A 24,044-nucleotide genomic window follows, 5' to 3' on the forward strand; every position below is an offset into this window, starting at 1 on the left:
ACGGTGCGTGGACGGTCACCGTGCGTCCGTTCCAGCATGCCGCAGCAGCCCCATTCGTCCCAGCCAACCCAGCGCACGACGCGCCGACCCCGGTCCCGGGGAGTGTCGGGTCGCGGGGGCACGATGGTCCGGTGCGTCCGATGCTCCCCGTTCCCGGCGACCTGCCGGTCGAGGGTGCGTGGAGCTACGAGGTCGACTGGGCGGGCGTGCGCCTGCTCGCGGACGTCGACCAGGGCGAGCTGACCCTCTACACCGCCGACGGCGAGGACGTCACCGCCCGGTTCCCCGAGTTCGCCGGTCTCGTCGACGCCGTCGCGGACGGCATGCTCGACGGCGAGGCGGTGATGCTCGACGGCGGCAGCCCCTCGGCCGACGCCCTCGGCGAGCGGCTCGGGGTCTCCGACGCCCAGCGCGCCCGCGCCCTCGCCCGCGAGCGGCCCGCGGTGTTCATGGTCTACGACGTCATGCGCCTCTACGGCGTGCCGCTCGACCCGCGGCCCCTCGAGGAGCGCCGGGCCACGCTGTCGCGGCTGGACCTCTCGCGCTCGACTCGCATCCAGGTCTCGCCGGCCTACGACGACGGCCCCGCGCTGCTCGCCGGCGTCGTCGCCCAGCGCCTCTCCGGCGTCGTCGCCAAGCGGCGGGGGACGCCCTACCGCTCCGGCGAATCGGGCGGCGACTGGATCCGCATCGACGCCCGCTGGTCGCACGCCGGTGCGCGCGCCGTGGCCACGGGCCCGGACCCGTCGCTCGGCGCGACCGAGGCTCACGGTGCATCGCTCGGCGAGAGGGTGCCGTCGGAGGCGTCGCCCACGGAGTCGCTCGGCGCTCTGCACGGGGCCGCTCCTGCACCGGCACCCTCGACCTCCACCAGCACCCGCCGCCCGCGCCACGCCCGCCGGGAGCGCCAGCCCCAGCACGACACCCTGTTCTGAGGGCTGGTGTTCTGAGAGCGGTGGTTCCGCGGGCTGGTGTCCTGAGCCCGGTGGTTCCACGGGCTGCTCCCGGCGATCAGAACGACGGCGCATCGTCGCCTCCCGTGGCGGCCGACGTCGGTGCCGGGGAACGGAGCAGGTCGTCGAGATCGGTGGCGTCCGGGAGGTCGCCCCGAGGTTCGTCTTCGGGCTCGGGGCGCGGCGGGACGTCCTCGACCGTCGCCGGCACCAGGACCGGGCGGATCGTCCGGAAGCGCCGTCCGGTCGGGGTGGTCCACAGCACGGAGCCGTCCGGTCCCCGGGCCACGGACCAGCCCGGCAGGTGCTTGATCCGGTGGTGGTGGCGGCAGGGCGGATGGAGGTTGTCGGCCGCCGTGCGCCCGTCGGGATCGTTCGGGTCGTAGACCACGAGGTGGTCGAGGTCGCAGGCCTGGGACGGCACGCGACAGCCCGGGAACGTGCAGGTCAGGTCGCGGTTGCGGACGTGCTCGGCCATCGCTGCCGGTGGTCGGTACCGGCGGTGACCGACGTCGAGCACGGCACCCGACACCGGGTCGGTGAGCACCCGGCGCCACGTCGCGTCCGCCCCGGCCGCGAGACCTCGCGCCTCGGCGGCGGTGATCGGGCCGTAGCCCGTGACCTCGGCCGGGGGGTCGTCGAGCCCGAGCAGCGTGTCGGCGGAGACCACGACCCGGACCTGGACGTTGCGGGGTGGGCGCGGGGGGCGAGGTGGTGGCTGGCGGCCCGGCGGGTCGTCTCCCGACGGATCAGCCGGGTCTCGACACTGGTCGACCCTCGCGTCGGACGCACTGTCGGGATCGTCCGACGCGACCTCGTTCCGATCGAGACCGATGTCGTCCTCGCTCAGCTCGTCCTCGGCTGGAGCGACGGCATGCGAGTCGTCGCCAGCTGGGATCTCGCCGTCGGTCGGCTCGCCGTCGGCCGCCGCGTCACACCGACAGTCGCCGGTGCACGCGACACCGTCGGGGACCGGGCCCGCCGCCGTCGCCGGTTCCGCACCACCGGCGAGGAGCGCGCCCAGGGCGACGAGGTCGCACAGCGCGTCGGCCCTCCGCGCGCCGGGCGATCGCTCGCCACCCTCGGCGGCGTCGTCTCCGGGATCGGCGAGCGCACTGCGCTGGGCGTGGGCGTCGATGGTGCGGTAGAGCAGCAGCGCCTCGGCCGCGGGCAGGTAGGCGGTGAGCGTGGCCATGCCGTCGCTCTCGGCCCCGAGGTGCACCTCGCGTTCGCGCCTGGCACGTCGCTCCCGCCGGCGGGCGCTGCCGGGGTCGAGGCGGATGGCGGCGCGGCGGGCGGAGCCGGCGAGCTGCACGGGCGTGCGGGCGATCGGCTCGCCGGAGGAGGTGCCCTCGAGCAGATCACGGGAGATGTGCTCGGCGAGGGCGGGATCGAGGTCGAGCAGCACCCCGCCGAGGGCGCGGACGTGGGCGATGCCGAGGCGACCGTCGAGCATCGCCTCGATGAGCAGCGGCACGCCGTTGACCAGGCTGACCGCCTCGTCGACCCGACGCGCGGCGGTGCGCTGGGTGACCTGCCAGCTCAGGGCGAGCTCGGCGACCAGGGAATCCACCTCGGCGCCGACCCCGCCCCTGTGCTCGTCGAGCAGCGTGCCCGGCGGTCGCTGCTGCGCGCGCTCGACGGCGCGGGCCACGAGCGCCTCGACCGCGAGCATCTCCTGGGCCTGGACCCAGCCCGCCATCCGGGACCACCCCTCGACCCGGCCGAGCCCGCTCGCCGTGGCGGCCTGCCAGGCCTCCTCTCCGGCGGGCGAGCGGTCGGCGGCGTCGGGCCGGTCGGCGGCGAGGTCGGCGGTGACCAGGCGGTCGGCCAGCTCGGGACCGGGAACGACGCCGTCCACGCCGGCGGCGCGCCCGGCGGACGCCGCGGGAGGCGTCTCGTCCACGAATCCTTCGAACATGTGTTCGAGACTACCGGCTCCGTCCGACACCGAGGGGCGGATCGGCTGAGACGGTCTCAGCTCTCGCGGGCGAGGAGGCCGCTGATCAGCACCGCCACGAGCTCGCGCACCGCGCCGCCGAAGTCGAGGCGCATCGCCGCGAGGTCGGGGTTCTCGTCGTAGGCGACGCACATCGCCGCCGAGGGCTGGGTGGCCGTCCAGGCAGCCCCGGCGCACAGGGCGGCGGCGCCGGCGGCGCGGACGGAGGCGTCCTCGGAGAGCTCGGGGACGTGCCCGCGCAGGACCGCGGCGAGCTCGCCCGCCGCGGCCATCGACTCCCGCTTGTGCCGGACGGCGAGGTCGGTGGACACGTTGCGCTCGAGGACGGCGGCCTGGGCGCCGAGGAGGTCGCAGAGGACGGGCCGCTCGGCGAGGGTGCGGGCCACGAGGTCGGCCGCGCCGTCGACGCGTTCGCGCACCGAGCCGGAGGCGGGTGGCGACGCCCGCACGATCTCCAGCCACTCCGCGAGCTCCGCGTGGAGCAGGTCGAGCAGGGCGGCCTCCCGGGACTCCACGTAGCGCAGCACGTTCGACTTCGCCAGCCCGACGCGGCGGCTGATCTCGTTCAGGCTCACGTCGGCGACGGGCATCTCGGCGAGCATCGCCGCGGTCGTCGCCAGGATCGCCCGCCGTCGCTCCTCGCGCTGCTCGTCGCTGCGCGCCCGCCGGAAGGTCACGCGCCACAGTTTACGTACCGGCGGTCCGTTGCGAAGAGACCAGCGGTTCGTTAGCGTCGTCCCTATCAACAGACCGTCGGTCTGTTAGGACGAGAGGAGCGGCCGTGTACGCCGTGCCCGACCAGACCGGACGGACCGCCGTCATCACCGGCGCCAACAGCGGGACGGGCAAGGAGGCCGCAGCCCGGCTCGCGGCCGCCGGCGCCCGGGTCGTCCTCGCGGTGCGCTCGCCCGAGCGCGGCGAGGCGGCACTCGAGGAGCTGCGGGCGAGGGTCCCCGGCGCCGACCTCGAGCTCCGCCGCCTCGACCTGGCCGACCTGTCCTCGGTGCAGGAGTTCGCAGACGGGCTCCTCGCCGACGGGCGCGGACTCGACGTGCTCGTCAACAACGCGGGGGTCATGGCGGTGCCCGAGCGGCGCCTCACCGTCGACGGCATCGAGCTCCAGATGGGCAGCAACGCGCTCGGGCACCTGGCCCTGACGGTGCGGCTGCTCCCGGCGCTGCTCAGCGCGCCCGGCGCCCGCGTCGCCACCATGAGCAGCGGCGCCGCCTACCTCGGCCGCGTCGACCCCGCGCAGCTGGAGGAGCCGCGGCGCTACCACCCCTGGCTCGCGTACGGCGCGTCGAAGCTCGCGGACCTGCTGCTCACGCGCCACCTCGCCCGTCTCGCCGACGAGCGCGGCTGGGACCTGCGCAGCACCGCCGCCCACCCCGGCTACACGCACACCAACCTGCAGACGAGCGGGCCCAACCTCGGCCGCGCCACCCCGAGCCGCATGCCGTGGCAGCGGTTCGAGCGGTTGATGCCCTCCCAGGAGGTCGACACCGGCGCCGAGCCGCTGCTCTTCGCCGCCGCCGACCCGGGCGCCGAGAACGGGAGCTACTGGGGCCCGGACGGTTTCCTCGGGCTCACCGGCGAGACGGCACGCGCCCGCTTCCCGCGCCGGGCGCTCGACGCGGACCTCGCCGCGCGGTTCTGGCGCGCGGGCGAGGACCTCACGGGCGTCTCCGTGCCCGCGACGGCCGTCGGCTGAGCACCGGCGTGTCGTGCGAGCGAGCGTGTGGCGATCCTGGCGTCACACGCCAGGAAAGCCGCATCGCTCGAACAAGCGCGGCTACCCCTCGAGTGCCCCCAAGGCCTCGTCGGCGGCGTCGAGGGCCTCCGAGGTCCAGCCGATGACGCGTCCCCCGGTGCGCCCGAGCTCGCGCATGTTCTCGAGGAACTCGCCGGGCGTGCCCTCGAGGTCGATCCGCACCTCGCGGCGGGCGCGGCGGGCCCCGTCGAGCGCCTCGCGGCCCTCGTGTCCGGCGGTCAGCGTCGAGAGCAGCCCGCCCGTGGACGCCAGCGAGCCGCGGGCCGCGCCGAGGCGGCCGAGGGCGTCGTCGAGAGACGACAGCAACGCCGAGCGGTTGCCCTCGCACATGGCGGCCGTGAGCTCGGGGCGGGTCGCCGCCACCCGCGTGCCGTCGGTGAACGACCCCGCGGCCAGGGCGAGCGCGAGCTCCCCGCCGTCCGCGCCCACCGCCGCGAGGACGGCGGCCAGCAGGTGGGGCAGGTGGGAGATGCGGGCGACGGCGAGATCGTGCTCGTCACCGGCCGCCGGGACGACGACCGAGCCGCACGCCAGCGCGAGGGCGGCGACGTCGACCCACACCTCGAGGTCGGCGTCGTCCTCGGTCGCGACCACCCAGACCTTCTCGTGGAAGAGCTGGAGCGAGCCGGCGTCCCAGCCGGAGAACTCGGTGCCGGTCATCGGGTGCCCGCCGACGAAGCGGGTGCCCGGTGCGCGGCGCAGCACGGCCTCGGCGACGGGTTGCTTGACGCTCGTGACGTCGGTGAGACGGCAGTGGGGCGCCTCGCGGGCGACGACCGCCAGCACGTCCTCCAGAGCGGTCAGGGGCACGGCCAGCACGACGAGGGCGTCCTCGGCGGCGGCGCGGGCGAGCGCCTCGTCGACCGAGGCGGCGACGTCGTAGCCGTCGGCGGCGGCCTTCTCGGCCGTCGTCGTCGACGCCGACGCGCCCCAGGCCTGCCGGCCTGCGTCGGTGGCCGCGCGCAGCAGCGAGCCACCGATGAGGCCGAGGCCGACGACGCACACGGGCCGGTGCTGCGCGGCGGCGAGGACGGCACCGGCGGATTCCACGGCAGTCTCCACGGGCAGGGACGATAGGGCGACCCGCGAGAGTGAGGGAGATACGCCCGAACGGGCCCTTCGGTCGGCCGTCAGCCGGGTCGTAGAGCGTCCATGACGTACCCCGAGTACAGGGCGACCCCCGCGACCATCGCGTCCTCGTCGAAGACGACGCGGTTGGAGTGGTTGGGCGGCGCCTCGGTGGGGTCGACGTCGGTCGGGCAGGCGCCGAGGAACGCGAGTGCCCCGGGCACGCGGCCGAGGACGTAGGAGAAGTCCTCGGAGCCCATGATCGGGTCGGGCATGGGCTCGACGAAGCGCGACCCGAGCACCGAGCGGCCCACGTCGGCGACGCGGTCCGCGACGTCCGGGTCGTTGATCGTCACGGGGTAGCCGGCCTCGATCTCGACCTCGCACGTGCACCCGTAGGCGCTCGCGACGCCGGTGCAGACCTGGCCGATCTCGTCCAGCAGCCGGGAGCGCGTCTCCTCCGAGAGCGTGCGCACGGTGCCCTCGAGCAGGGCTGTCTCCGGGATGACGTTCGTCGTCGTGCCGGCGCTGATGTGCGCCACGGTGAGCACCGCGGGGTCGAACGCGCTGACCCGCCGCGTGATCATCGTGTGCAGCGCGCCGACCATCGCCGCGGCCGCCGGCACGGGGTCGAGCGCGTCGTGCGGTGCCGAGGCGTGGCCGCCGCGGCCGGTGACGCGCACGCGCAGGTCGTCGGACGACGCCATGATCGAGTCGGGTCGCGTCTGGAGCGTGCCGGCCGCGAGGCGCGACGTGACGTGCAGAGCCATCGCCGACTCGGGCGTCCCGCCGGGCCCGTCGGCGTCGACCAGTCCCTCGTCGAGCATCGTCCGCGCCCCGTGCGCGCTCTCCTCACCGGGCTGGAACATGAACACGACGGTGCCGGCGAGACGGTCGCGACGGCCCGCGAGCAGGCGGGCCGACGAGGCGAGCATCGCGGTGTGCAGGTCGTGGCCGCAGGAGTGCATGGCGCCGTCGACCTCGGACGCGAACGGCACCCCGCTGTCCTCGTCCATCGGCAGCGCGTCCATGTCGGCGCGGACGAGCACCGTCGCGCCCGGCCGCGCCCCGCGCAGGACGGCGACGACGGAGCTGCAGCCCTGCCCCGTGGTGACCTCGAGGGGCAGCTCGTGCAGCGCCGAGATCACCGCCGCCTGGGTGACGGGCAGGTCGAGTCCGATCTCCGGGTGCCGGTGCAGGACGCGGCGCAGCGCGAGGGTGCGCGGCTGCAGGGCCCGGGCCTCGGCCAGCAGCGCCCGCTCGGGGGCGCGATGCGCCGCGCGTCGCCCGCCCGCTCGCCGCTCCGGAGCGCTCACCCGTCCGATCCTGGCACCCCGTTCGTGAGGTCGTTGCGTACGCGAAGGCGATCGTTCCACCCCGTGCGGGCCCGGGACGCCCGGCAGGAGTGCGCGGTCGACCGTCCGGCGCCCGTGACCTCGCCGGACTTCCACGTAGACACGCCCACACCTACCGTAGTGGCATGGCAGGCCAGGGCCCCGGAGGCTCCACCGCGACACGCGGCGGCGCGGGCACCGTCGCGCCCCTCGACGGGTGGGCGGTGGCGGTCACGCGCGAGGAGGGACGCTGGCGCGCCGTCGCGATGGACCGCGACAGCCTGGCCGACCTCGACGCGGCCATCAGTGCCCTGCGTGCCCTGCGCTCCACCGGCGCGGTGCTGGGTCTGCTCGACGTCGACGACGAGTTCTTCGTCCTGGTCCGCCCGACCCCCGGCGGGGTGGCGCTGCTGCTCTCCGACGCGGTCGCGGCGCTCGACTACGACGTCGCCGCCGACGTGCTCGACCTCCTGCGCCTCGAGGTGCCCGACGAGGACGAGGCCGACGACGACCCGTGGCCCGAGGGCGACCTCGGCATGCTCGCCGACCTCGGCGTGCCCTCCGACGAGCTCGCCGTGCTGGTCGAGGAGATCGACCTCTACCCCGACGAGCAGCTCACCGCGATCGCCCGCCGCTGCGGGTTCGCCGACGAGCTGGCCAAGGTCGTGGAGACCGCTGCTCCCTGATCACGACGCGATGTCCCGGGCCCTCGAGATCGCCCGGACCTCCGGCGACGACGTGCCGGTCGGTGCGGTCGTGCTCGACGCCGACGGACGCGAGCTGGCCGCCGCCGCCAACGCCCGCGAGGCCATTGGCGACCCCACCGCCCACGCCGAGATCCTCGCGCTCCGTGAGGCCGCCCGGCACCAGAAAGAGGAGCACGCCGATAGGGGCTGGCGGCTGGGCGGCTGCACCCTCGTGGTGACCCTCGAGCCCTGCACGATGTGCGCCGGCGCGGCGGTGCTCGCCCGCGTCGACCGGATCGTCTTCGGGGCCTGGGAACCGCGCACCGGCGCCGTGGGCTCGCTCTGGGATGTCGTGCGCGACCGCAGGCTCAACCACCGCCCCGAGGTCGTCGGCGGCGTGCGGGAGGCCGAGTGCGCAGCGCTGATGGTCGACTTCTGGCCCGGTCGTGATCGTCACCGGAGCGTCCCGTAGCCTTGTCGGCGGTAGCGTGTCCGAGCGGCCAAAGGAGCGCGCCTCGAAAGCGCGTGTGGGTTCTGCCCACCGTGGGTTCGAATCCCACCGCTACCGCTCAGTGAGGGGCTCCGCCCCCCACACCCCCCGGAAATGCCCGCGGGGTCGGCTCGGGTAGCACTGGGGCTCCGCCCCAGACCCCGAGAAGACGACGAAAGGCCCCTCCCGGAACCGGGAGGGGCCTTCGTCGTGTGTGGCTAGTGCACGGCCTGGCGCGTGAAGTTCGGCGGGATGATCAGGTCCTCGGGCACGAGGTCGTGCACCGACGACTTGCCCAGCCCCATGAGCCCCGAGCCGATGCCGCCGCGCAGGATCTCGAAGACGTTCTCGACGCCGGGCTGCCCCGCGGCGGCGAGACCCCACAGGTAGGCGCGGCCGATGGCGACGGCCTTGGCGCCCAGCGCGAGGGCCTTGACGACGTCGCTGCCGCGGCGGATGCCGCCGTCGAGGATGACCTCGACGTCGCGGCCGACCGCGTCGACGATCCCGGGCAGCACACGGATGGGCGCCGGGGTCGAGTCGAGGTTGTTGCCGCCGTGGTTGGAGACCTGGATCGCCGTGGCGCCGGCGTCGACGGCGCGCTTGGCGTCGTCGACGCGGGTGATGCCCTTGACCGAGAACGGCAGGTCCGAGCCCCACTGCTCGCGCAGCCAGGCGACGTCGGCCCAGGTGGGGGGCGGGGTGAACATCCACTGCCCGTAGGCGCCGAAGAACGTCGGCGGCTGCTCGCCCTGGGTGGGGATGTTCGGCACCGTCAGGTCGGGGATCTTCCCGGACCGCAGGAACGCGAGTCCCCACTTCGGCCGCGACGCGCCCTCGGGGATGTACTTGAGGATCGTCTTCCAGTCCATCTTCTCGGGGATGGACGGGCTTCCCCAGTCGCGGCCGTGGGAGAACGACCAGTCCAGGGTGACGATGAGGCCCTTGGCGCCGGCCTTCTTCGCGCGCTCGGCCCGCGCCGCGAGGGTCTCGCGGTCGCCGACCCAGTACATCTGGAAGAACGTCTTGTCGTTCGCCTCGACGACGTCCTCGATCGAGCGGCTGGCGAACGACGACAGGCCCATCGCCGTGCCCGCGTTCTGGGCCGCGCGGGCGACCGCGACCTCGCCCTCCGGATTGACCGCCTGCACCCCGGTGGGGGAGACGATCACCGGCATCGAGACGTCCTGGCCCATCACCGTGGTGGACAGGTCCTTCTCGTAGGGCAGGTCGCACACGTGCGGCAGGAACTGCAGCTCGCGGAAGGCGTTGATGTTGTCCTCGAGCGTCGCGCCGGCCTCGCTGCCGGCCACCAAGGCGCCGTACACCGACTTCGGCAGGCTCTTCTCGGCGCGCCGCTGCGCCTCTGCGACCGACTCGAACCACTGACCAGCCATGGGCACCCTTCCGCGCGTGTCTCGCTCCACAGCACCGTACCGGCGTGTGCGCTGCCGCACGGTGTCTGCGCGGACGGTCCGGTCACCCTCCGTTCGGACAGGTCAGGGGCCCTCTGACCGCTTCGGCGGTGGACCCGTCGAGGCACGGACGACCAGCTCGACGGGCAGCGTGTGCTCGTCCCGGGCGGGGTCCGCGCGCAGCAGCAGCGCCGCCGCCCGGCGGCCCTTCTCCTGGTGGGGCTGACGGACCGTGGTCAGCGCCGGGTGCGCGTCGGCGGCGGCCGGGACGTCGTCGAACCCGACGATCGAGACGTCGCCGGGCACCGCGAGCCCCGCGTCGGCGGCGGCGACCGTCGCGCCGAGGGCGAGCTCGTCGCTCATCGCGAGCAGCGCGGTCGGCCGCGGGCGGTGGGCCAGCAGCGCCGCGGCCGCCCGCCGGCCCGCGTCGCGCCCGTACGGCGAGCGCTCCTCGACCGGCACGCCCGACCAGCGGTGCCCGGCGGCCTCCAGCGCCTCGCGGTATCCCAGGAGCCGCTCGCGGGACGCGCGGTAACGCGCGCGGTCCTGGCGCTCCGGGTCCGCGGTGCCCTCCCACCCGTCGTCCACGAGCGGCATGGCGAGCACCCCGAGCCGGGTGTGCCCGAGGTCGAGCAGGTGGCGGGCGGCCGCGGCGGCCCCGCGCCGGTCGTCGATGCCGACGTGGCCGGCGCCCGGGAGCCGCGGCCCGTCGACGACGACGAAGGGCAGGCCCCGGTCCACGATCGCCGCGAGCCTGCCCTCGATCGGCACGTCGCAGTAGCAGATCACCGCGTCGACGAGGGCGACGCGGGCGACCGCGCTGTTCGGCCCGCCGCTGATGAGGACCAGCGCCAGGTCCTCGCGCTCGCAGACCTCGCTGACGCCCTGCAGGAACAGGACCGCCGCGGGGTCGGAGAACGCGAAGGACATTGGGTCCTCGTAGACGAGGCCCAGCGCGTTGACCCGGCCGCGCGAGAGCGTCGCCGCGAGCGGGTGCGGGCCGGCGTACCCCAGCTCGCGCGCCGTGGAGAGCACCTGGTGGCGCAGCCGCTCGCTGAGCCGCTCGGGGTGGTTGTAGGCGTTGGACACCGTCGCCCGCGAGACGCCCAGCGCGCCCGCCACCGTCGCGAGCGTGACCCGCCCGGCCGGGCGTCCCTCGGTCTCCACCCCCTGATCGTCCCGCGCCCGGTCGGCGGCGGGGAGCGGGCGGGCCGGTGAACTGGTTCAACCACCGGTCGACCGACTCGCCGGCACCCCTTGCGCGTCTCTGCTTTGAACCGGTTCAGTAGCGCGGAGACGACAGCGGGGAGGGCCCATGCGACGCCTCACGGACTGGCGGGAGCGCTGGCGCGGCGAGCGGGCCCGCGAGGTGGCGCGGGAGGCCGAGCGCGTCGTCGCCCGGGCGGCGGCCCGCGACCGCCTGCGCGTGGTCGAGGCCGAGATCGCCCGGCTGCTCGCCGACGACCGCGTGCCGGCCCGCGGCCGGCGGCTCCGCGCGCTCGAGCAGGCACGCGACGACCTCGAGGCCGTCCTCGCCTCCTGAGCAGGCGTGATCGTTCGCCTCATCGGCCGAACCGTCAGCGACCCCTGGGCGAACGATGCCCAGAACCTGACGAGGAGGTGGCCGCGTGGCCATGCCGCTGACGCCGACCCGCGTGGACGGTCCCGACGAGGACGCCCCCACGCCGGTCGCGGGCGAGGCATCGGCCGACGCCGCCCTGCTCGAGCGCCTGGCGCGGGCGGACGCGACGGCGCTCGATGCCCTCTACGCCCGGTACGGGCGCCCGGCCTACTCGCTCGCCCGCCGCATCTGCGCCGACGACGGGATGGCCGAGGACGTGGTGCAGGAGGTCTTCCTGGCCCTGTGGCGCGATCCGCGGCGGTTCGACGCCGGACGGGGCACGGTCGCGAGCTGGCTGATGACGCTCGTGCACCACAAGGCCGTCGACGCCGTGCGGCGCGAGGCGACCCGGCGCCGTCACCACCCGACCACGGCCGAGCCCGACGAGGGCCTGGCCGGGCGGACCGCCGCCGACCCGTCCGCCGCGCGCCAGGCGCTCGGCGCGGTGCTGGGGGAGCAGGTCCGGTCCGCCCTGCGCCGTCTCCCGACCGAGCAGCGCACCGCGCTCGGCCTGGCCTACTACGGCGGGTACTCCCAGCGCGAGGTCGCGAGCCTCACCGGCGTGCCGATCGGCACCGTCAAGTCCCGGATGTTCGCCGGTGTCGCCCGCCTGCGCGTCCTGCTCGGCCCGGTGCTCGGCGCGTCCGCCGCGGACGTGCTCGGGGACCTCGCGTGAGCGCCTGCGACCTCCGGGACGACGCGGTCGGCCACGCCTTCTCCGCCCTCGAGCCCGACGAGGACCGCGCGCTGCTGGCGCACCTGCCGCACTGCGCGGTGTGCCGGCGCGCCCTCGCCGAGGCGCGGGAGGTGGTGGCCGCGCTCGGCGCCGCGGTGCCCGCGGTCGATCCCCCGCCCGACCTCGGCCGCCGGGTCCTCGCGGCCGCGCGCGCCGAGCCCGGCCCGCCCGCGCGCCCCGTCCCGCACCGGTCCGCGAGCGCGCCGGCCCCGGCGACGCCCGACGCCGACGGGACGCCCGCCCCCTCGGTGCGGCGGCGGCGTCTGCTGACCGTGGTCGGTGGCCTCGCCGCGGCGGTCGTGCTGGGGGTCGGCCTGGTGGTCGCCGGCGCCGTCCTCCCCACCCAGGAGGGTCGCTCCGACGACCCCACCGCCGTGCTCGGCCAGCAGGCCGACCGGATCGTGGACGACGCGCGGTCCCGCGATCCCGGCCTGCGCTCCGCGGTGCTGCGGACGCAGACCGGCGAGCCGGCGGCGGTGGTGCTCGACCCGGGCGACGTCGCGGCCCCGATCCGCATGGTGCCGCTGGCCCTGCCCGGCGCGGGACCGTCCGGCGACTACGTCCTCTGGGCCACCGGGCTGCCGGGCAACGTCCCCGTGGCGGTGGCGGTGCTGGATCCCGACGACGGGCTGACGCGCCCGGTCGAGACGACCCCGGGACCGGCGAGCCCGCCCGCTCCGGCACCCCGCGGGTGGGCCGTGTCGGTCGAGCCCGGCGGGTCCGTGCCGGCCCGCCCGTCGACGGTCGTCGCGGTGGGTCTGGCGGCGACCTGATCCGGCGGGCCCGGCCTCGCCCGGCCGCCACCTGGTGCTCCACCGTTCGTCGCTGCTCACTGGTCCCCGGTCGCAGTCCGCGCGCGTCGCGTCCGCGAGGACGGTGCCGCCGTCGGGGCGCGCGGATACCGTGGGACGTGCCGGCGATCACCTCGCCGGCCGCGGCGCGAACGGGTCGGGAGGTGGCGCCGATGACGCGGGTGGCGTCCCTCTCCGGTGCGACCGGGTTCGCGCGCGCGGCGGCGGAGGCCGCGCCCGGGCGCCCGATGCTCGCGAGCGCCGGCGACGTGCCGCGCGGCGCGGGCTGGGCCTTCGAGTTCCTCTGGGACGGGCTGCGCTGCCTCGCGCACACCGACGACGACGGCCTGCGCCTGGTCACCGAGGCGGGCCGCGACGTCACCTCGCACTTCCCGGAGCTCGGTGTGGCGGCGCCGTGGACCGGCACGAGCGGGCTCGTGCTCGACGGCGTGGTCGTGGCCCTCGACGGCGTGGGCCGCCCCAGCGCGGGCAAGCTGCGCCGGCGCCACCGCGTGGCCAACCCCTCGGAGGTCCTGCAGGCCCAGGTCCCCGTGTCGTTCTACGTCTTCGACGTGCTCGAGGTCGCCGGCGCCTCGACGCGCCGGCTGCCGTACCGTCAGCGGCGCGAGCTGCTCGCCGAGCTCGACCTCTCCGGCAGCAAGGTGGTCATCCCTCCCTTCTTCATGGGCGTCGACGCCGACGCCGTGGTCGGCACCGCCCGGCGCTACGGGCTCGACGGCGTCGTCGCGAAGCGCCTCGAGTCGACCTACCAGGTCGGGCGGCGTTCGCGGAGCTGGATCGAGACGCCGGTCCGGCGCACTCAGGAGGTGGTCGTCGGCGGCTGGGTCCCGGCCCGCGGGCGGCCGGACACCGTCGGCGCGCTCCTCGTCGGCTTCCCCGGCGAGTCCGGGCTGCGCTACACCGGTCGGGTCGTCACCGGGGTGACGGCGGCGGCGCGCCGCGAGCTCGAGGACGTCCTCACGTCGCTGGAGCGCCCCGCGAGCCCGTTCGCCGCCGCGCTGCCCGAGGACGCGGGCGGGGCGCACTGGCTGACCCCGCGCCTCGTCGGCCAGGTCGAGCACCGCCGCTGGACGGCCACCGGCCTGCTCGAGCGCCCGACCTGGCGGGGCCTGCGCGCCGCGCACCCGGCGACGGTCGCCGCGCCGGTGCTCGCCGCGCCGGTGGTCGACACCGACATGGAGCTCGCCGACCTGGAGACCACCGAGGGCCCCGCGGCGTCCGCCGTCCGGCCGGCGCGGCCGGCGGTCGAGATCCCCGAGGTCCCCGAGATCGTCGCCACGCCGTCGCCCGAGGACGTCGAGGCGGCCCTGCGGTCGCGCTTCTCGGCCCACTTCGTGCACAACACGCTCACCGCGATCGCGTCGTACGTGCGCACCGACCCGGGCCGGGCCCGGGAGCTGCTCACCGAGTTCGCGGACTTCACCCGCTACTCGTTCCGCTCCGGCGGCGAGCTGACGACGGTCGGTGACGAGCTGCTCAACGCCGAGCGCTACCTGACCCTCGAGCAGGCCCGGTTCGGGCAGCGGCTGCGGGCCGAGGTCGCGGTGGCGCCCGAGGTGCGCGGGGTGGCGGTCCCGCCGTTCGTCGTGGCGCCGCTGGTGGAGAACGCCGTGCGCCACGGCATCGAGCCGGTCCCCGGCGGCGGGTCGGTGAGCGTCTTCGCCGCCGGCTCCGGGTCCGACTGCGTGATCACCGTGTCCGACGACGGCGCCGGGATGGGGCCGGAGGCGACGCGCACGGCCTCGCAGGTGGACCGGCGTCACGGGGGGATCGCCGAGGTCTCCCGCCGGCTGCAGGCCGCGTTCGGGTCGCAGTGCGACGTCCACGTCGACACCCGGCCGGGCGTCGGCACGGCGGTGCGGCTGCGCATCCCTGCGGTCGTCGCCGCACCGCCGAGCCGGGTGCTGGTCGGGTAGGCGCTCCGGGCGCTCAGTCGTGCGTCACGGTGCAGCTCGCGTCGGGGGCCGCGTCGGTCGGGTCGAGGACGTCGGACAGGATCGGCACGCCCGCGTCCGTGCCGCACGCCTGGACCGGCAGCACGGTGAGGTCGTTGAGCAGGGAGACCCCGCCGTTGTTGTCGTTGTCGTCGGTGGGGGCCGGGTCGGCCTGGGCGAGCGGTGCCGCGGCGAGCAGGCCCGCGGCGGTCAGGGCGGCCGAGGCCGTCAGGGTGGCGGCGGCGCGTCGGAACATGCGGGTCTCCTCGTCCAAGGGTGAATGAGATCGACCGTTCGGCGCATCGTTAGCTGCGACAAGCGGTCGGTGGGGACTCAACCCGTCGCCCTGGTGTCGGGCAATCGGTGCGACGAAGGGCCACCGGAAAGCGTGGCGGTCGGTTCGACGGGTCCAGCGGTGGGCAACGCGCGGCGAGCGAGCGTTGTATCGCGACGAACGGTCCGGAGGGCGGTGCGGCGTGCAGGTCCTGGCGGTGGACTGGTCCGGTGACGGGCGGGCGGCGCACCGGCGCATCCGGGTCGCGTCGGCGGCGCCCGGGCGGCTGCTCGCGGTCCACGGCGGTCTCGACCGCGCCGCCGTCGCCGACCTGCTCCTGGCCCGCGCCGCCGACGGGCCGCTGGTCGCGGGTCTCGACTTCTCGTTCGCCCTGCCGGCCTGGTTCCCCCGCGAGCACGGGTGCGCCGACGTCGATGCGCTCTGGTCCCTCGTCGAGCGGGAGGGCGAGGCGTGGCTGCGCGCCTGCCGCCCGCCGTTCTGGGGGCGCGGCCCGACGCCGCAGCCGCCCCTCGACCCGGCCCGTCCGCGCTACCGCGCCACCGAGGAGGCCGCCCGCGCCGACGGGTTCGACCCGCGCTCGACCTTCCAGATCGGTGGCGCGGGCGCGGTCGGCACCGGCTCGCTGCGCGGCATGCCCCACCTCGCCCGTCTCCGGGCGCACGGCGTCGCGGTGTGGCCGTTCGACGACGCCGGTCCGGCCACCCTCGTGGAGATCTACCCGCGCGTGCACACGGGGCCGGTGGTGAAGCGCTCCGCCGAGGCCCGCCGCGCGCTCGCGGCCGGCGACCCGCGCGTCCCGGCGGCGCTCGTCGAGGACGTCGTCGCCACCGAGGACGCGTTCGACGCCGCCCTGTCCGCGCTCGCCATGGCCGAGCACCTCGAGGAGCTCGCCGCCCTGCGGCGCGCCCCGGACGGCAGCCCCGAGGCGATCGAGGGCGCGCTGTGGCGTCCGGTCCGGTGACCCGTCGGGCCCGCTGACCCGTCAGGACCGGGATCGGGGCGCTGGGGCGTCCCGGAAGGCCTCCCGCACGGCCCGGCGCGGATCCGCCGACCGGATCTCCGCCAGTGGCTCGCGCAGTTCGTCGAGCTGCCGGCGGACCTCGGCGAGATCGGCGGCGGAGTCCATCTGCTCCCGCGCCGTCGCCGCGTACTCCTTGACCCGCGTGGCCACGCGCGCCAACCCGCGGATCGCCGAGGGGAGGCGCTCCGGGCCGATCACGAAGAAGCCGACGAGGGCGAGCAGCACCAGCTCACCCATGCTCATGTTCAGCACGATGTGCCACCTTCCGTCGCGAGCGGCGACGCCGGATCGGTCAGGGGCGAGGGGGTGTCGTCGTCGAGGTCCTCCCAGCCCGGGTCCCGACGCGCCCGACGGCGGTCGTGCAGGCGGCAGACCTGCATGGCCGCCTCGAGCAGGACGGAGAGCGCCGCGCCGAGCACGGCCATCGAGATCGGGTCGCCGCCGGGCGTCGCGACCCCGGCGAACAGGAAGGCGCCGAAGATGATCCCCCGCCGCCAGCGCGCGAGCCGCCGGTACGAGACGGCCCCGACGCGGTTCAGCATGATCACGACGAGCGGGGTCAGGAAGGCCACGCCGAACACGACCATCAGCGAGAGCACGAGCGAGTAGTACTCCTCGCCCCGCAGGGCGGTGGCCTGGACGCTGTTGCCGATCGTCAGCAGGAAGCCCAGCGCCTGGCCGACCACCAGGAAGGCCAGCACGGCGCCGCCGGCGAACAGGGCCGACGCCGCCCCGATGAAGGCGGCGGCGCCGCGGCGCTCCGGGCGCCGTAGCCCCGGGGTCACGAACATCCAGAGCTGCCCGAGCCATCCCGGCGCGGAGAGCACCACGCCGGCGGTCAGCGCGACCTTGACCCGGAGCAGGAACTGGTCGAACGGACCGGTCGCGAGGAGCCGGCAGTCCGTGCCGTTGAGTCCGGAGCGGGCGGTGGAGGGCAGCGAGCAGTAGGGCTCGATGAGCAGCGACCCGAGGCTGGGCACGCCCGCGATCCGGTTCTCGTACCAGACGAAGCCGGCGATCGTGCCGACCGCGACGGCCACGAGCGCCCAGGCCAGACGGCGACGCAGCTCGAGCAGGTGGTCGAGGACCGACATCGTCGCCTCGGGGTCGCGACGCCGTCCGGGCCACCACCGGGGCCGCCGGCGCTTCTGCGTCGGCACGTGTCAGGCCCGGGAACCGGGCGCGGTGCCCGCCGAGGGCTCGAGGTCCTCGGTCCGGGTGGGGGTCGCCGCGCCGGGGGCGGGCGTCACGGCGGGCGTCGGCTCCGGCGGGGCGTCCTTCCCGTCCTCCGACAGCGCCGCCGTCTCGGCCTTGAAGATGCGCAGCGAGCGCCCGATGCCGCGGGCGGCGTCGGGCATGCGCTTCGCGCCGAACAGCAGCAGGACGACCACGAGGATGATCACCCAGTGGGAGGGGCTCAGTGCTCCGGTCATGACGGTTCCCTTCGACGGTGGGGTGGTGGGTGCGACGGCGGGCTCACATGTTCGCGGCGCCCTGCTTGATCGCCTCGCGGATGCGGGAGTAGGTGCCGCAGGCACACATGTTGCGGATCCCGTCGATGTCGTCGTCGGTGATCGCTCCGCCGTCGGCCTTGACCTTCTTCACCAGGTCGACGGCGGCCATGATCTGGCCGGGCTGGCAGTAGCCGCACTGCGGCACGTCCCGGTCGATCCACGCCTCCTGCATCGGGTGGAGGTCGGCGCCGACGGTCTCCGGCAGCCCCTCGATCGTGGTGATCTCGTCGGTGGGCCGGATCTGCCCCACCGGCACGGAGCAGGGGTTGAACGCGCGGCCGTTGATGTGGCTGGTGCAGGCCTTGCAGACGTTGATGCCGCAGCCGTACTTGGGGCCGGTGATCTTGAGGAGGTCGCGCAGGACCCAGAGCAGGCGCACGTCGTCCTCGACGTCGACCGTCACGGGACGGCCGTTGACCTTGAAGGTGTGGGGAGGCACGGGGTGGGCTCCTAGCTCGCGGGGTTGAAGACCGGGCCGGCCGCGGACGGCGTCGGGTACGACGTCAGGCCGTCCTCGGGCGACGGGGGCAGCGGCGGCACGAACGGCTTGACCCGGAACGGCACGTCCTTGGTGTGGCCGATCGGGAAGCTCGTCGGCGTGGTGCCCGTGGCGCGGGCGTAGGCACAGGCGACGGCGGCCACGGAGACGCCGACGCCGAGCTCGCCGGCGCCGCCCGGACGCTCCCCGGTCGCCGGCATGACGTGCACGTCCAGCTCCGGCGGCGAGTTCCAGTGGCGGGTGTAGCGGTAGTCGTCCCAGCTGCCCTCGAGGAAGTTGCCGTCGCGCAGGTGCAGGCTCCCGGTGAAGACGTGGGCGATCCCGGTCATCACCCCGCCCTCCATCTGCGCCTTGAGGCCGAGCGGGTTGATCGGGAGCCCGACGTCGACGGCGACGGTCACCTTCCGCACGCGGGGCCCCGTGGTGGCTCCGCGGATGTCGCGGTTCGCCGTCGCCGGACGCGTGTCGACCTCGGCGAGCACGGCGACCGTGCCCTTGTACTCGTTGTGCACGGCGACGCCCTGGGCCACGCCCTCGGGCAGGTCGCGGCCCCAGTCGCCCTCGTCGCGGACCTTCTCGAGCACGGCCTTCGCGCGGTCGCTCTCGAGGCGGTCCAGCCGGAAGTCGAGCGGGTCCTCGTCGAGCTTCGCGGCGAGGAGGTCGATCATGAGCTCCTGGGCGGGCCGCACGTCCATGTTGTTGAGGTTCCGCGAGCTCCCGGTGGCGAACTTGTCGAAGTCGAAGATCTCGTTGTAGCCGAGCGCGACCGCACCGACGTCGTAGGGGACGCTCGCCGTGAGCAGGAAGACGGTCTGCGAGAGGGTCAGCTCGTTGGCGAAGGGCAGCTTGGCGGCCTGCGAGGAGATCATGTCGCCGAAGGCCTCGGTGTAGTCGGTCGCGACGCTCGTGTGGCGCTGCTCGAAGCTCACGACCTGCTTCGCGCCCGGGCTGTAGGTGGCGCGCAGACGCGAGATGCACATCGGGTGGACGCGGCCCACGCGGCACTCGTCGGCCCGGTGCCACATCAGCTTGACGGGCTTGCCGACCTCCTTGGACACGCGGGCCGCCTCGAGGGGCGCGTCGTTGAAGAGACGCCGGCCGAAGGCCCCGCCGCCGCGGGTGACGTGCACCGTGACCTGGCCGGTCGTCAGGTCCAGCTCGCGCGCGAGCTGGTCCTGGGTGTTGATCGGGATCTGGCTCGGCGTCCAGACCTCGGCGCTGTCGGAGCGCACGTCGGCCACCGCGACGTTGGGCTCCATCGCGGAGTTGCTGCGCCAGTGGAAGACGAACTCCTGCTCGACGGCCTCGACGGGGCCCACGTTCCCGAGCCCTTCGGTGGCGAGCGGGATCTGCCCGCCGACCTGGTCGAGGGGCGTCGGCGACGGGAGGTTCACCGGTGCCGGGGACGCGCGCAGCTGCCGCAGGATCGACTCGTCCGACTCGCCGTCGGCGTTGCCACCGCCCCACGTGATGTCCAGGGCGTTGATCGCGTCGATGCACTGCCCGAAGGTCCGGGCGCACACCGCGACGCCCGAGGACGTGGTCCCCCGGCCCGGCGCGGCGTCGGTGGAGATCTCCACGACGTCGGTGACGCCCGGCATCGAGCGCACCTGGTCCTCGTTGTTGATCGACTCGACCGTGCCCTTGATCGTCGGCGGCCGCGCGATCATGGTCGGCACCGCGCCGGGGACGTCGATGTCCATCGTGTAGTTCTTCTTGCCGGTGACCGCGGCACGGACGTCGTCGCGACGCTGCGGGGTGCCGATGACCGTGAAGTCGTCGGGGCCCTTCAGCTCGGTGAGCGCCTCCCGGGTCTCGGAGTTGGCCGCGGCGGTGGCGAGCTGCGCGAACGGGATGCTCGACCCGGCCTCGGAGACCACCTTGCCCCCGGTGGTCCGCAGATTCGTGGCCTCGTCACCGAGGAGGGTCGACGCCGCCTCGAGCAGCCGGCCACGGGCCAGGGCGGCCGCGACGCGGATCGGCGTGTAGATCGAGATGACGGTGGACGAACCCTGGGTCTGCTGGTTGAACAGCAGCTCCGGGCGGGCGTCGGCCAGCGTGACGTTCACGTCGGAGACGGGGATGCCCATCTCCTCGGCGATGAGCATCGCGGCCATCGTCGTGATGCCCTGGCCGCTCTCGGCGCGCGGCATGGAGAACGAGACGGTGCCGTCCCTCTCGAGCACCACGGTGATGAGGTTCGCGGTCGGCCGCGTGGAGTCGGCCAGGAGATCGGACAGGTCGTAGACCTCGGAGACCTCCGGGGCGGGGGACGGCAGGGCCTCGGCCTCGAGCACCGAGTCGGCGGTGAGCTTCACCCCGACAGCCAGCGTCGGAGCGGCGAGCAGGTACCCGAGGAACTGGCGACGGCTGGTTCCGGGGAAGCGCGGCGGCCGGGGTGCAACGCGGTGCTGAGCCGGCATGACGTCCTTTCGGGCGCTCCGAAGAGGCCGAATGTCGTAGTAACGAGAAGCTAGGACCTCCAACGATCAGGTCACGGACTGGTAACGGGTCGCTGTCAAGATCATTAAACTGTGTCGCCGACGAAGTTCGACCGCGCCCGTATGGTCGCCGTCACCCGCCCACGGACGGCGCGCGATCGGGGGCAGGATGTAGGCCGGGGGCGGGAGGGAGCGCGCGTGGTTCTCGGGTCACGTCCTGTCCGGGTCGGGATCGTCGGCGCCGGCGGCCGCGGGCGATTGCACGCCCGGCACGTGAGCCGCGCGGGCGGCCGGGTGGTGGCGGTCGCCGAGCCGCACCCGGGGCGCCGCGACGCCCTCGCCGACGCCTGCGAGGTCCCGGCCGGCCACCGCTTCGACGGGTGGACCGATCTCGCCGAGCGCGCGGACCTCGTCGACGTCGTGGTCATCGCGACCCAGGACCACGAGCACGCCGACCCGGTGGTCGCGTTCGCCGAGCGCGGGGTGCACCTGATCTGCGAGAAGCCGATCGCCCCGGACGAGCAGGAGGCGCTCCGGGTCGCCGCGGCGGTGCAGCGGGCCGGGGTGCAGTTCACGATCTGCCACCCGCTGCGCTACGCCCCCTACACACGCGCCCTCGTGGCGGCCCTGCGCGACGGCCGCATCGGCGACCTCGTCTCCGTGCAGCACCTCGAACCGGTCGGGGCGTGGCACTTCGCCCACTCCTACGTACGGGGCGCCTGGCGCCGCGAGGACCTCGCCTCCTCGCTGCTGCTGGCCAAGTGCTCCCACGACATCGACCTGCTCACGCACGTCGTCGGCGACCGCCCGAGCCGGCTGGCGTCCTTCGGTCGCCTGAGCCACTTCCGCGCGGACAAGCACCCCGACGGCGCCGCGGCGAACTGCCTCGACTGCGGCGTCGAGCCGACCTGCCCGTACTCGGCGCCGCGGCTGTACCGCTCCTGTCTGGGCGACCCCGACTGGGAGCACCAGCTCCTCGGCGCGGTCACCGACGTGCCGTCGGCGGAGGCGCTCGACGACGCCCTGCGGACCGGGCCGTACGGCCGGTGCGTCTACCTCTGCGACAACGACGTCGTCGACCACCAGGTGGTCGCCCTCGAGTTCGACAGCGGCATCACCGCCACGCACACGGTCACGGCGTTCTCCGACGCGGCGCCCCGCCAGACCCGCGTGTTCGGCACGCACGGCGCGGTCGAGGGCGACGGGCACACGCTGCGGTTCCACGACTTCCGCGCCCACCCCGACCGTGCCGTCGAGACCCTGACCCCCGGCGACGGGCGGCCGCCGCACCAGGAGGGCGACGAGGAGCTCGTGCGCTCCTTCCTGCGCGCGGTCGCCCACGACGATCCCGCCGCGAACCTCACCGGCCTCGACGAGACGATGACGAGCCACCGCATCGTCTGGGCCGCGGAGCGCGCGCGGCGCTCCGGCGAGACGGAGCGCCTGACGTGGGAGCCCGCCGGGGTGGGCGGGTGAAGATCGGGGTCACCGTCCCCAACTTCGGGCCGGGCGCGACCGTCGCGTCCCTGCGGGCGTGGGCCGCGCTCGTCGAGGACGCCGGCTTCGACTTCCTCATGGTCGGCGACCACGTCGCCGCGACCGGGGACGTCACCGCGTCCTACCCCGGCCCGTTCTGGGAGCCGCTGACGCTGCTCGGCTACCTCGCGGGGATCACGCGCCGCGCCGAGCTCGGGACGACCGTGCTCGTCGTGCCCTACCGCGACCCCCTGCTGACCGCCCGCAGCCTCGCGGGGATCGACCAGCTCAGCGACGGCCGGCTGATCGTCGGCGTCGGGGTCGGGTGGGCGCGCGAGGAGTTCGCGGTGCTCGGCGTCGACCCCCGCCGCCGCGGCGAGCTCACCGACACCTACCTGGAGGCCGTGCTCGCGCTGTGGGCCGACGACGTCGTCCCGGTCGCGGGACGCGACGTCGACACCCGGCCGCGCCCGCACCGGCGGCCCCACCCTCCCCTGTGGGTCGGCGGCAACGGCGACGCCGCGCGCCGGCGGGCGGTGCGCTTCGGCGCCGCGTGGCACCCGCTGCGCCCGCGGGCGGGGTGGCTGCGCCGCGAGGGCGTGCCGGCGCTGCGGGCCGCGGCGGCCGGCGGGCCGGTGCCCGACCTCGTCCCGCGCATCGTCCTGGATCCCACCGACGGGCCCCGGCCCGACGACGCCCGCCTCGCCGGACAGGGCCACCCCGACCAGATCCGCGCCGACCTCGACGAGCTGCGCTCGCTCGGCGCGACCCACGTCCTGCTCGACCCCCACCGCGACGCCGCCGGCGGCACGCCGCGGAGCGGAGCTGCCGCCGGGGAGGAGCACGCCCGGGAGCGGGCACTGCTCGAGCGGGCCGCGGGCTGGATCCTCTAGCCGCGGGCGGAGACGAGCGCCTCCCAGGCACGGCGCCGCGCCTCGGCCAGCGCGCCCCACAGCGGCGCGGTCTCGCCCAGCGCCCCGGTGGCGACGGGCACCTGCCGGGGCGCCAGCGCGGTGACCGTGGCCTCGACGTGCGGCAGCAGCCCGGGCAGCAGGCCGACGGGTCCGCCGAGGACGACGAGCCCGGGGTCGACGGTCGCGCACACCGCCACGGCGGCCTCGCCGAGCGTGCGGCCGGCGCTCTCCAGCACCTCGGCGGGGAGCGCGGCGGCGTCGCCGGTGGCCGACAGCCCGTGCGCGGCGACGGCCTCCCCGAAGCGGAAGCGGCCGGCGCCCTCGCCGAGCGGCAGGTAGCCGATCTCGCCGGCCAGGCCGCGGGCGCCGCGGACGAGGACGCCGTCGAGGACGAGGCCCATGCCGACGCTGTGCCGCTCGCCGACGTAGAGGTAGGCGAAGCTCGGCGTGCCCGCGGCGGCGCCGTGGTCGCGCTCGGCGAGGGCGGCGAAGTTGACGTCGTTGTCGAGCACGACCATCGCCGGGTCGACGCCGTGCACGTCCTCGACGCCCATGACGCCCGCGGGGAAGGCGGACTCGCGCAGCTCGACGACGCGTCCGGTCGCGGGGTCGACGGGGTTGGCGATCGACACGGCCACCGCGCGCACGGGGCGCCCGTCGGCCTGCCACCGGGTCTGTAGGGCGGCGAGGACCTCGTCGAGCCGCGGCGCAACGAGCCCGTCGTCGGGCGGGTCGTGGTCGGTGCGCTCCAGGGTGCGCCCCGTGAGGTCGCCGACGGCGGTGCGCACGACCGTGCGGTTGATCTCCACGGCGACGACGACGCCCGCGCCGGGCGCGAGGTCGTAGAGGGTGGCGACCGCCCCCGGGACCCCCGAGCGCGGGCCCACCGCCATGAGGACGCCGTCGGCCTCGAGGCGCCGGACGGCCTCGCTGATCGCGGGCGGGGAGATCGCGGTGCGGCGCGAGAGCTCGGCGCGGGTCAGGGGACCGTCCTCGGCGGCGAGGCAGTCGAGGACCGCGCGCTCGGTGGTGGCCCGCCGCAGCCCGCTGTGGGGTGACGTGCCGCGCCCGGTGCGCCCGTCGTCGGCGTCCTGCTCCGCCATG

24 protein-coding genes and 1 tRNA gene are annotated in these 24,044 nt (G+C 75.3%); 12 read left to right on the top strand and 13 right to left on the bottom strand.

Features of this window, described 5'->3' with window-relative positions; translation table 11 throughout:
• Window positions 1–140 precede the first annotated feature (140 nt).
• The gene (locus QSK03_RS14290) at window positions 141–935 is read left to right on the top strand and encodes an ATP-dependent DNA ligase (RefSeq protein WP_285653182.1); all 795 of its coding nucleotides are present in this window, start codon (window positions 141–143) and stop codon (window positions 933–935) included.
• 76 nt (window positions 936–1,011) lie between these two features.
• On the opposite strand, the gene QSK03_RS14295 is transcribed toward QSK03_RS14290, so the two are convergent.
• Window positions 1,012–2,874, bottom strand: coding sequence for an HNH endonuclease signature motif containing protein (locus tag QSK03_RS14295; protein WP_285653092.1), 1,863 nt, complete (start codon window positions 2,872–2,874; stop codon window positions 1,012–1,014).
• A gap of 56 nt (window positions 2,875–2,930) precedes the next feature.
• Window positions 2,931–3,590, bottom strand: coding sequence for a TetR/AcrR family transcriptional regulator (locus QSK03_RS14300; protein ID WP_285653095.1), 660 nt, complete (start codon window positions 3,588–3,590; stop codon window positions 2,931–2,933).
• Window positions 3,591–3,694: 104 nt separating this feature from the next.
• Here QSK03_RS14300 and QSK03_RS14305 point away from each other — a divergent pair, with 104 nt between their 5' ends.
• Complete coding sequence (locus QSK03_RS14305) at window positions 3,695–4,624, top strand: SDR family oxidoreductase (RefSeq protein ID WP_285653098.1); 930 nt, start codon at window positions 3,695–3,697, stop codon at window positions 4,622–4,624.
• A gap of 81 nt (window positions 4,625–4,705) precedes the next feature.
• Here QSK03_RS14305 and QSK03_RS14310 read toward each other — a convergent pair whose 3' ends face one another.
• Together QSK03_RS14310 and QSK03_RS14315 are read right to left on the bottom strand one after the other, a co-directional pair.
• A complete protein-coding gene (locus QSK03_RS14310; RefSeq protein WP_285653101.1) occupies window positions 4,706–5,746 on the bottom strand; it encodes a prephenate dehydrogenase in 1,041 nt (346 codons plus the stop codon).
• A 68-nt stretch (window positions 5,747–5,814) separates the two neighbouring features.
• On the bottom strand, window positions 5,815–7,068 hold the full coding sequence (locus QSK03_RS14315; protein WP_502872170.1) for a M20 metallopeptidase family protein: 1,254 nt from the start codon (window positions 7,066–7,068) through the stop codon (window positions 5,815–5,817).
• A gap of 164 nt (window positions 7,069–7,232) precedes the next feature.
• Between QSK03_RS14315 and QSK03_RS14320 the strand changes: the two genes are divergently transcribed.
• The 3 genes from QSK03_RS14320 to QSK03_RS14330 all read left to right on the top strand — a co-directional run bounded on the left by QSK03_RS14320 (window position 7,233) and on the right by QSK03_RS14330 (window position 8,340).
• Complete coding sequence (locus tag QSK03_RS14320; RefSeq protein WP_285653104.1) at window positions 7,233–7,772, top strand: tRNA adenosine deaminase-associated protein; 540 nt, start codon at window positions 7,233–7,235, stop codon at window positions 7,770–7,772.
• A 10-nt stretch (window positions 7,773–7,782) separates the two neighbouring features.
• Window positions 7,783–8,244 (top strand): nucleoside deaminase, encoded by a 462-nt coding sequence (locus QSK03_RS14325; protein WP_285653107.1) that lies wholly within the window; start codon window positions 7,783–7,785, stop codon window positions 8,242–8,244.
• Window positions 8,245–8,254: 10 nt separating this feature from the next.
• Window positions 8,255–8,340, top strand: a tRNA-Ser gene (locus tag QSK03_RS14330).
• Window positions 8,341–8,480: 140 nt separating this feature from the next.
• Here QSK03_RS14330 and mftD read toward each other — a convergent pair.
• Complete coding sequence (mftD, locus tag QSK03_RS14335; protein ID WP_285653110.1) at window positions 8,481–9,659, bottom strand: pre-mycofactocin synthase MftD; 1,179 nt, start codon at window positions 9,657–9,659, stop codon at window positions 8,481–8,483.
• A 102-nt stretch (window positions 9,660–9,761) separates the two neighbouring features.
• Window positions 9,762–10,844, bottom strand: a complete 1,083-nt coding sequence (locus tag QSK03_RS14340; RefSeq protein WP_285653113.1) for a LacI family DNA-binding transcriptional regulator — start codon at window positions 10,842–10,844, stop codon at window positions 9,762–9,764.
• A gap of 148 nt (window positions 10,845–10,992) precedes the next feature.
• Here QSK03_RS14340 and QSK03_RS14345 point away from each other — a divergent pair, with 148 nt between their 5' ends.
• The 4 genes from QSK03_RS14345 to QSK03_RS14360 all read left to right on the top strand — a co-directional run bounded on the left by QSK03_RS14345 (window position 10,993) and on the right by QSK03_RS14360 (window position 14,762).
• Entirely contained in the window at window positions 10,993–11,220 is a 228-nt protein-coding gene (locus QSK03_RS14345) for a hypothetical protein (protein WP_285653115.1), read from the top strand.
• 91 nt (window positions 11,221–11,311) lie between these two features.
• A complete protein-coding gene (locus tag QSK03_RS14350) occupies window positions 11,312–11,974 on the top strand; it encodes an RNA polymerase sigma factor (RefSeq protein WP_285653188.1) in 663 nt (220 codons plus the stop codon).
• A complete protein-coding gene (locus tag QSK03_RS14355; RefSeq protein WP_285653118.1) occupies window positions 11,971–12,807 on the top strand; it encodes an anti-sigma factor domain-containing protein in 837 nt (278 codons plus the stop codon). The genes QSK03_RS14350 and QSK03_RS14355 overlap by 4 nt, the downstream gene beginning before the upstream one ends.
• A gap of 191 nt (window positions 12,808–12,998) precedes the next feature.
• A complete protein-coding gene (locus QSK03_RS14360; protein WP_285653120.1) occupies window positions 12,999–14,762 on the top strand; it encodes an ATP-dependent DNA ligase in 1,764 nt (587 codons plus the stop codon).
• A gap of 13 nt (window positions 14,763–14,775) precedes the next feature.
• Here the strand turns inward: QSK03_RS14360 and QSK03_RS14365 are convergent, their stop codons facing one another.
• Window positions 14,776–15,036: a hypothetical protein gene (locus QSK03_RS14365; RefSeq protein WP_285653123.1), complete on the bottom strand. Its 261-nt coding sequence runs from the start codon at window positions 15,034–15,036 to the stop codon at window positions 14,776–14,778.
• 220 nt (window positions 15,037–15,256) lie between these two features.
• On the opposite strand from QSK03_RS14365, the gene QSK03_RS14370 reads away from it, so the two are divergent.
• Entirely contained in the window at window positions 15,257–16,036 is a 780-nt protein-coding gene (locus QSK03_RS14370) for a hypothetical protein (protein ID WP_285653126.1), read from the top strand.
• Window positions 16,037–16,057: 21 nt separating this feature from the next.
• On the opposite strand, the gene QSK03_RS14375 is transcribed toward QSK03_RS14370, so the two are convergent.
• From QSK03_RS14375 to QSK03_RS14395, 5 genes are read right to left on the bottom strand one after another with little or no spacing between them, the layout of a single operon-like run.
• The gene (locus tag QSK03_RS14375; RefSeq protein WP_285653128.1) at window positions 16,058–16,339 is read right to left on the bottom strand and encodes a twin-arginine translocase TatA/TatE family subunit; all 282 of its coding nucleotides are present in this window, start codon (window positions 16,337–16,339) and stop codon (window positions 16,058–16,060) included.
• Between the two features lie 2 nt (window positions 16,340–16,341).
• Window positions 16,342–17,256 (bottom strand): twin-arginine translocase subunit TatC, encoded by a 915-nt coding sequence (gene tatC, locus QSK03_RS14380; RefSeq protein WP_285653131.1) that lies wholly within the window; start codon window positions 17,254–17,256, stop codon window positions 16,342–16,344.
• Between the two features lie 3 nt (window positions 17,257–17,259).
• Complete coding sequence (gene tatA / locus QSK03_RS14385) at window positions 17,260–17,529, bottom strand: Sec-independent protein translocase subunit TatA (protein WP_285653133.1); 270 nt, start codon at window positions 17,527–17,529, stop codon at window positions 17,260–17,262.
• Between the two features lie 43 nt (window positions 17,530–17,572).
• The gene (locus tag QSK03_RS14390; RefSeq protein ID WP_285653135.1) at window positions 17,573–18,049 is read right to left on the bottom strand and encodes a (2Fe-2S)-binding protein; all 477 of its coding nucleotides are present in this window, start codon (window positions 18,047–18,049) and stop codon (window positions 17,573–17,575) included.
• 11 nt (window positions 18,050–18,060) lie between these two features.
• The gene (locus QSK03_RS14395) at window positions 18,061–20,532 is read right to left on the bottom strand and encodes a molybdopterin cofactor-binding domain-containing protein (RefSeq protein ID WP_285653137.1); all 2,472 of its coding nucleotides are present in this window, start codon (window positions 20,530–20,532) and stop codon (window positions 18,061–18,063) included.
• 141 nt (window positions 20,533–20,673) lie between these two features.
• Between QSK03_RS14395 and QSK03_RS14400 the strand changes: the two genes are divergently transcribed.
• Together QSK03_RS14400 and QSK03_RS14405 are read left to right on the top strand one after the other, a co-directional pair.
• Entirely contained in the window at window positions 20,674–22,026 is a 1,353-nt protein-coding gene (locus tag QSK03_RS14400; RefSeq protein WP_285653190.1) for a Gfo/Idh/MocA family protein, read from the top strand.
• Window positions 22,023–22,919 carry a TIGR03619 family F420-dependent LLM class oxidoreductase gene (locus QSK03_RS14405; protein WP_285653140.1) on the top strand — a complete coding sequence of 299 codons (897 nt, stop codon included), beginning with the start codon at window positions 22,023–22,025 and terminating at the stop codon, window positions 22,917–22,919. The genes QSK03_RS14400 and QSK03_RS14405 overlap by 4 nt, the downstream gene beginning before the upstream one ends.
• Here QSK03_RS14405 and QSK03_RS14410 read toward each other — a convergent pair.
• On the bottom strand, window positions 22,916–24,043 hold the full coding sequence (locus tag QSK03_RS14410) for an ROK family transcriptional regulator (protein WP_285653142.1): 1,128 nt from the start codon (window positions 24,041–24,043) through the stop codon (window positions 22,916–22,918). The genes QSK03_RS14405 and QSK03_RS14410 overlap by 4 nt on opposite strands.
• Between the last annotated feature and the right edge of the window lies 1 nt (window position 24,044).

Source organism: Actinomycetospora sp. NBRC 106375 (assembly GCF_030269665.1).
Classification (GTDB): domain Bacteria; phylum Actinomycetota; class Actinomycetes; order Mycobacteriales; family Pseudonocardiaceae; genus Actinomycetospora.

Excerpts from the sequence above, each read along its gene's own strand:
- QSK03_RS14410 (WP_285653142.1), bottom strand. The coding sequence starts at position 24,043 with ATGGCGGAGCAGGACGCCGACGACGGGCGCACCGGGCGCGGCACGTCA.
- QSK03_RS14375 (WP_285653128.1), bottom strand. The coding sequence starts at position 16,339 with ATGAGCATGGGTGAGCTGGTGCTGCTCGCCCTCGTCGGCTTCTTCGTG.
- QSK03_RS14360 (WP_285653120.1), top strand. The coding sequence starts at position 12,999 with ATGACGCGGGTGGCGTCCCTCTCCGGTGCGACCGGGTTCGCGCGCGCG.
- QSK03_RS14400 (WP_285653190.1), top strand. The coding sequence starts at position 20,674 with ATGGTCGCCGTCACCCGCCCACGGACGGCGCGCGATCGGGGGCAGGAT.
- QSK03_RS14325 (WP_285653107.1), top strand. The coding sequence starts at position 7,783 with ATGTCCCGGGCCCTCGAGATCGCCCGGACCTCCGGCGACGACGTGCCG.
- QSK03_RS14295 (WP_285653092.1), bottom strand. The coding sequence starts at position 2,874 with ATGTTCGAAGGATTCGTGGACGAGACGCCTCCCGCGGCGTCCGCCGGG.
- QSK03_RS14320 (WP_285653104.1), top strand. The coding sequence starts at position 7,233 with ATGGCAGGCCAGGGCCCCGGAGGCTCCACCGCGACACGCGGCGGCGCG.
- QSK03_RS14395 (WP_285653137.1), bottom strand. The coding sequence starts at position 20,532 with ATGCCGGCTCAGCACCGCGTTGCACCCCGGCCGCCGCGCTTCCCCGGA.
- QSK03_RS14290 (WP_285653182.1), top strand. The coding sequence starts at position 141 with ATGCTCCCCGTTCCCGGCGACCTGCCGGTCGAGGGTGCGTGGAGCTAC.
- tatA (WP_285653133.1), bottom strand. The coding sequence starts at position 17,529 with ATGACCGGAGCACTGAGCCCCTCCCACTGGGTGATCATCCTCGTGGTC.
- QSK03_RS14350 (WP_285653188.1), top strand. The coding sequence starts at position 11,312 with ATGCCGCTGACGCCGACCCGCGTGGACGGTCCCGACGAGGACGCCCCC.
- QSK03_RS14345 (WP_285653115.1), top strand. The coding sequence starts at position 10,993 with ATGCGACGCCTCACGGACTGGCGGGAGCGCTGGCGCGGCGAGCGGGCC.
- mftD (WP_285653110.1), bottom strand. The coding sequence starts at position 9,659 with ATGGCTGGTCAGTGGTTCGAGTCGGTCGCAGAGGCGCAGCGGCGCGCC.
- QSK03_RS14365 (WP_285653123.1), bottom strand. The coding sequence starts at position 15,036 with ATGTTCCGACGCGCCGCCGCCACCCTGACGGCCTCGGCCGCCCTGACC.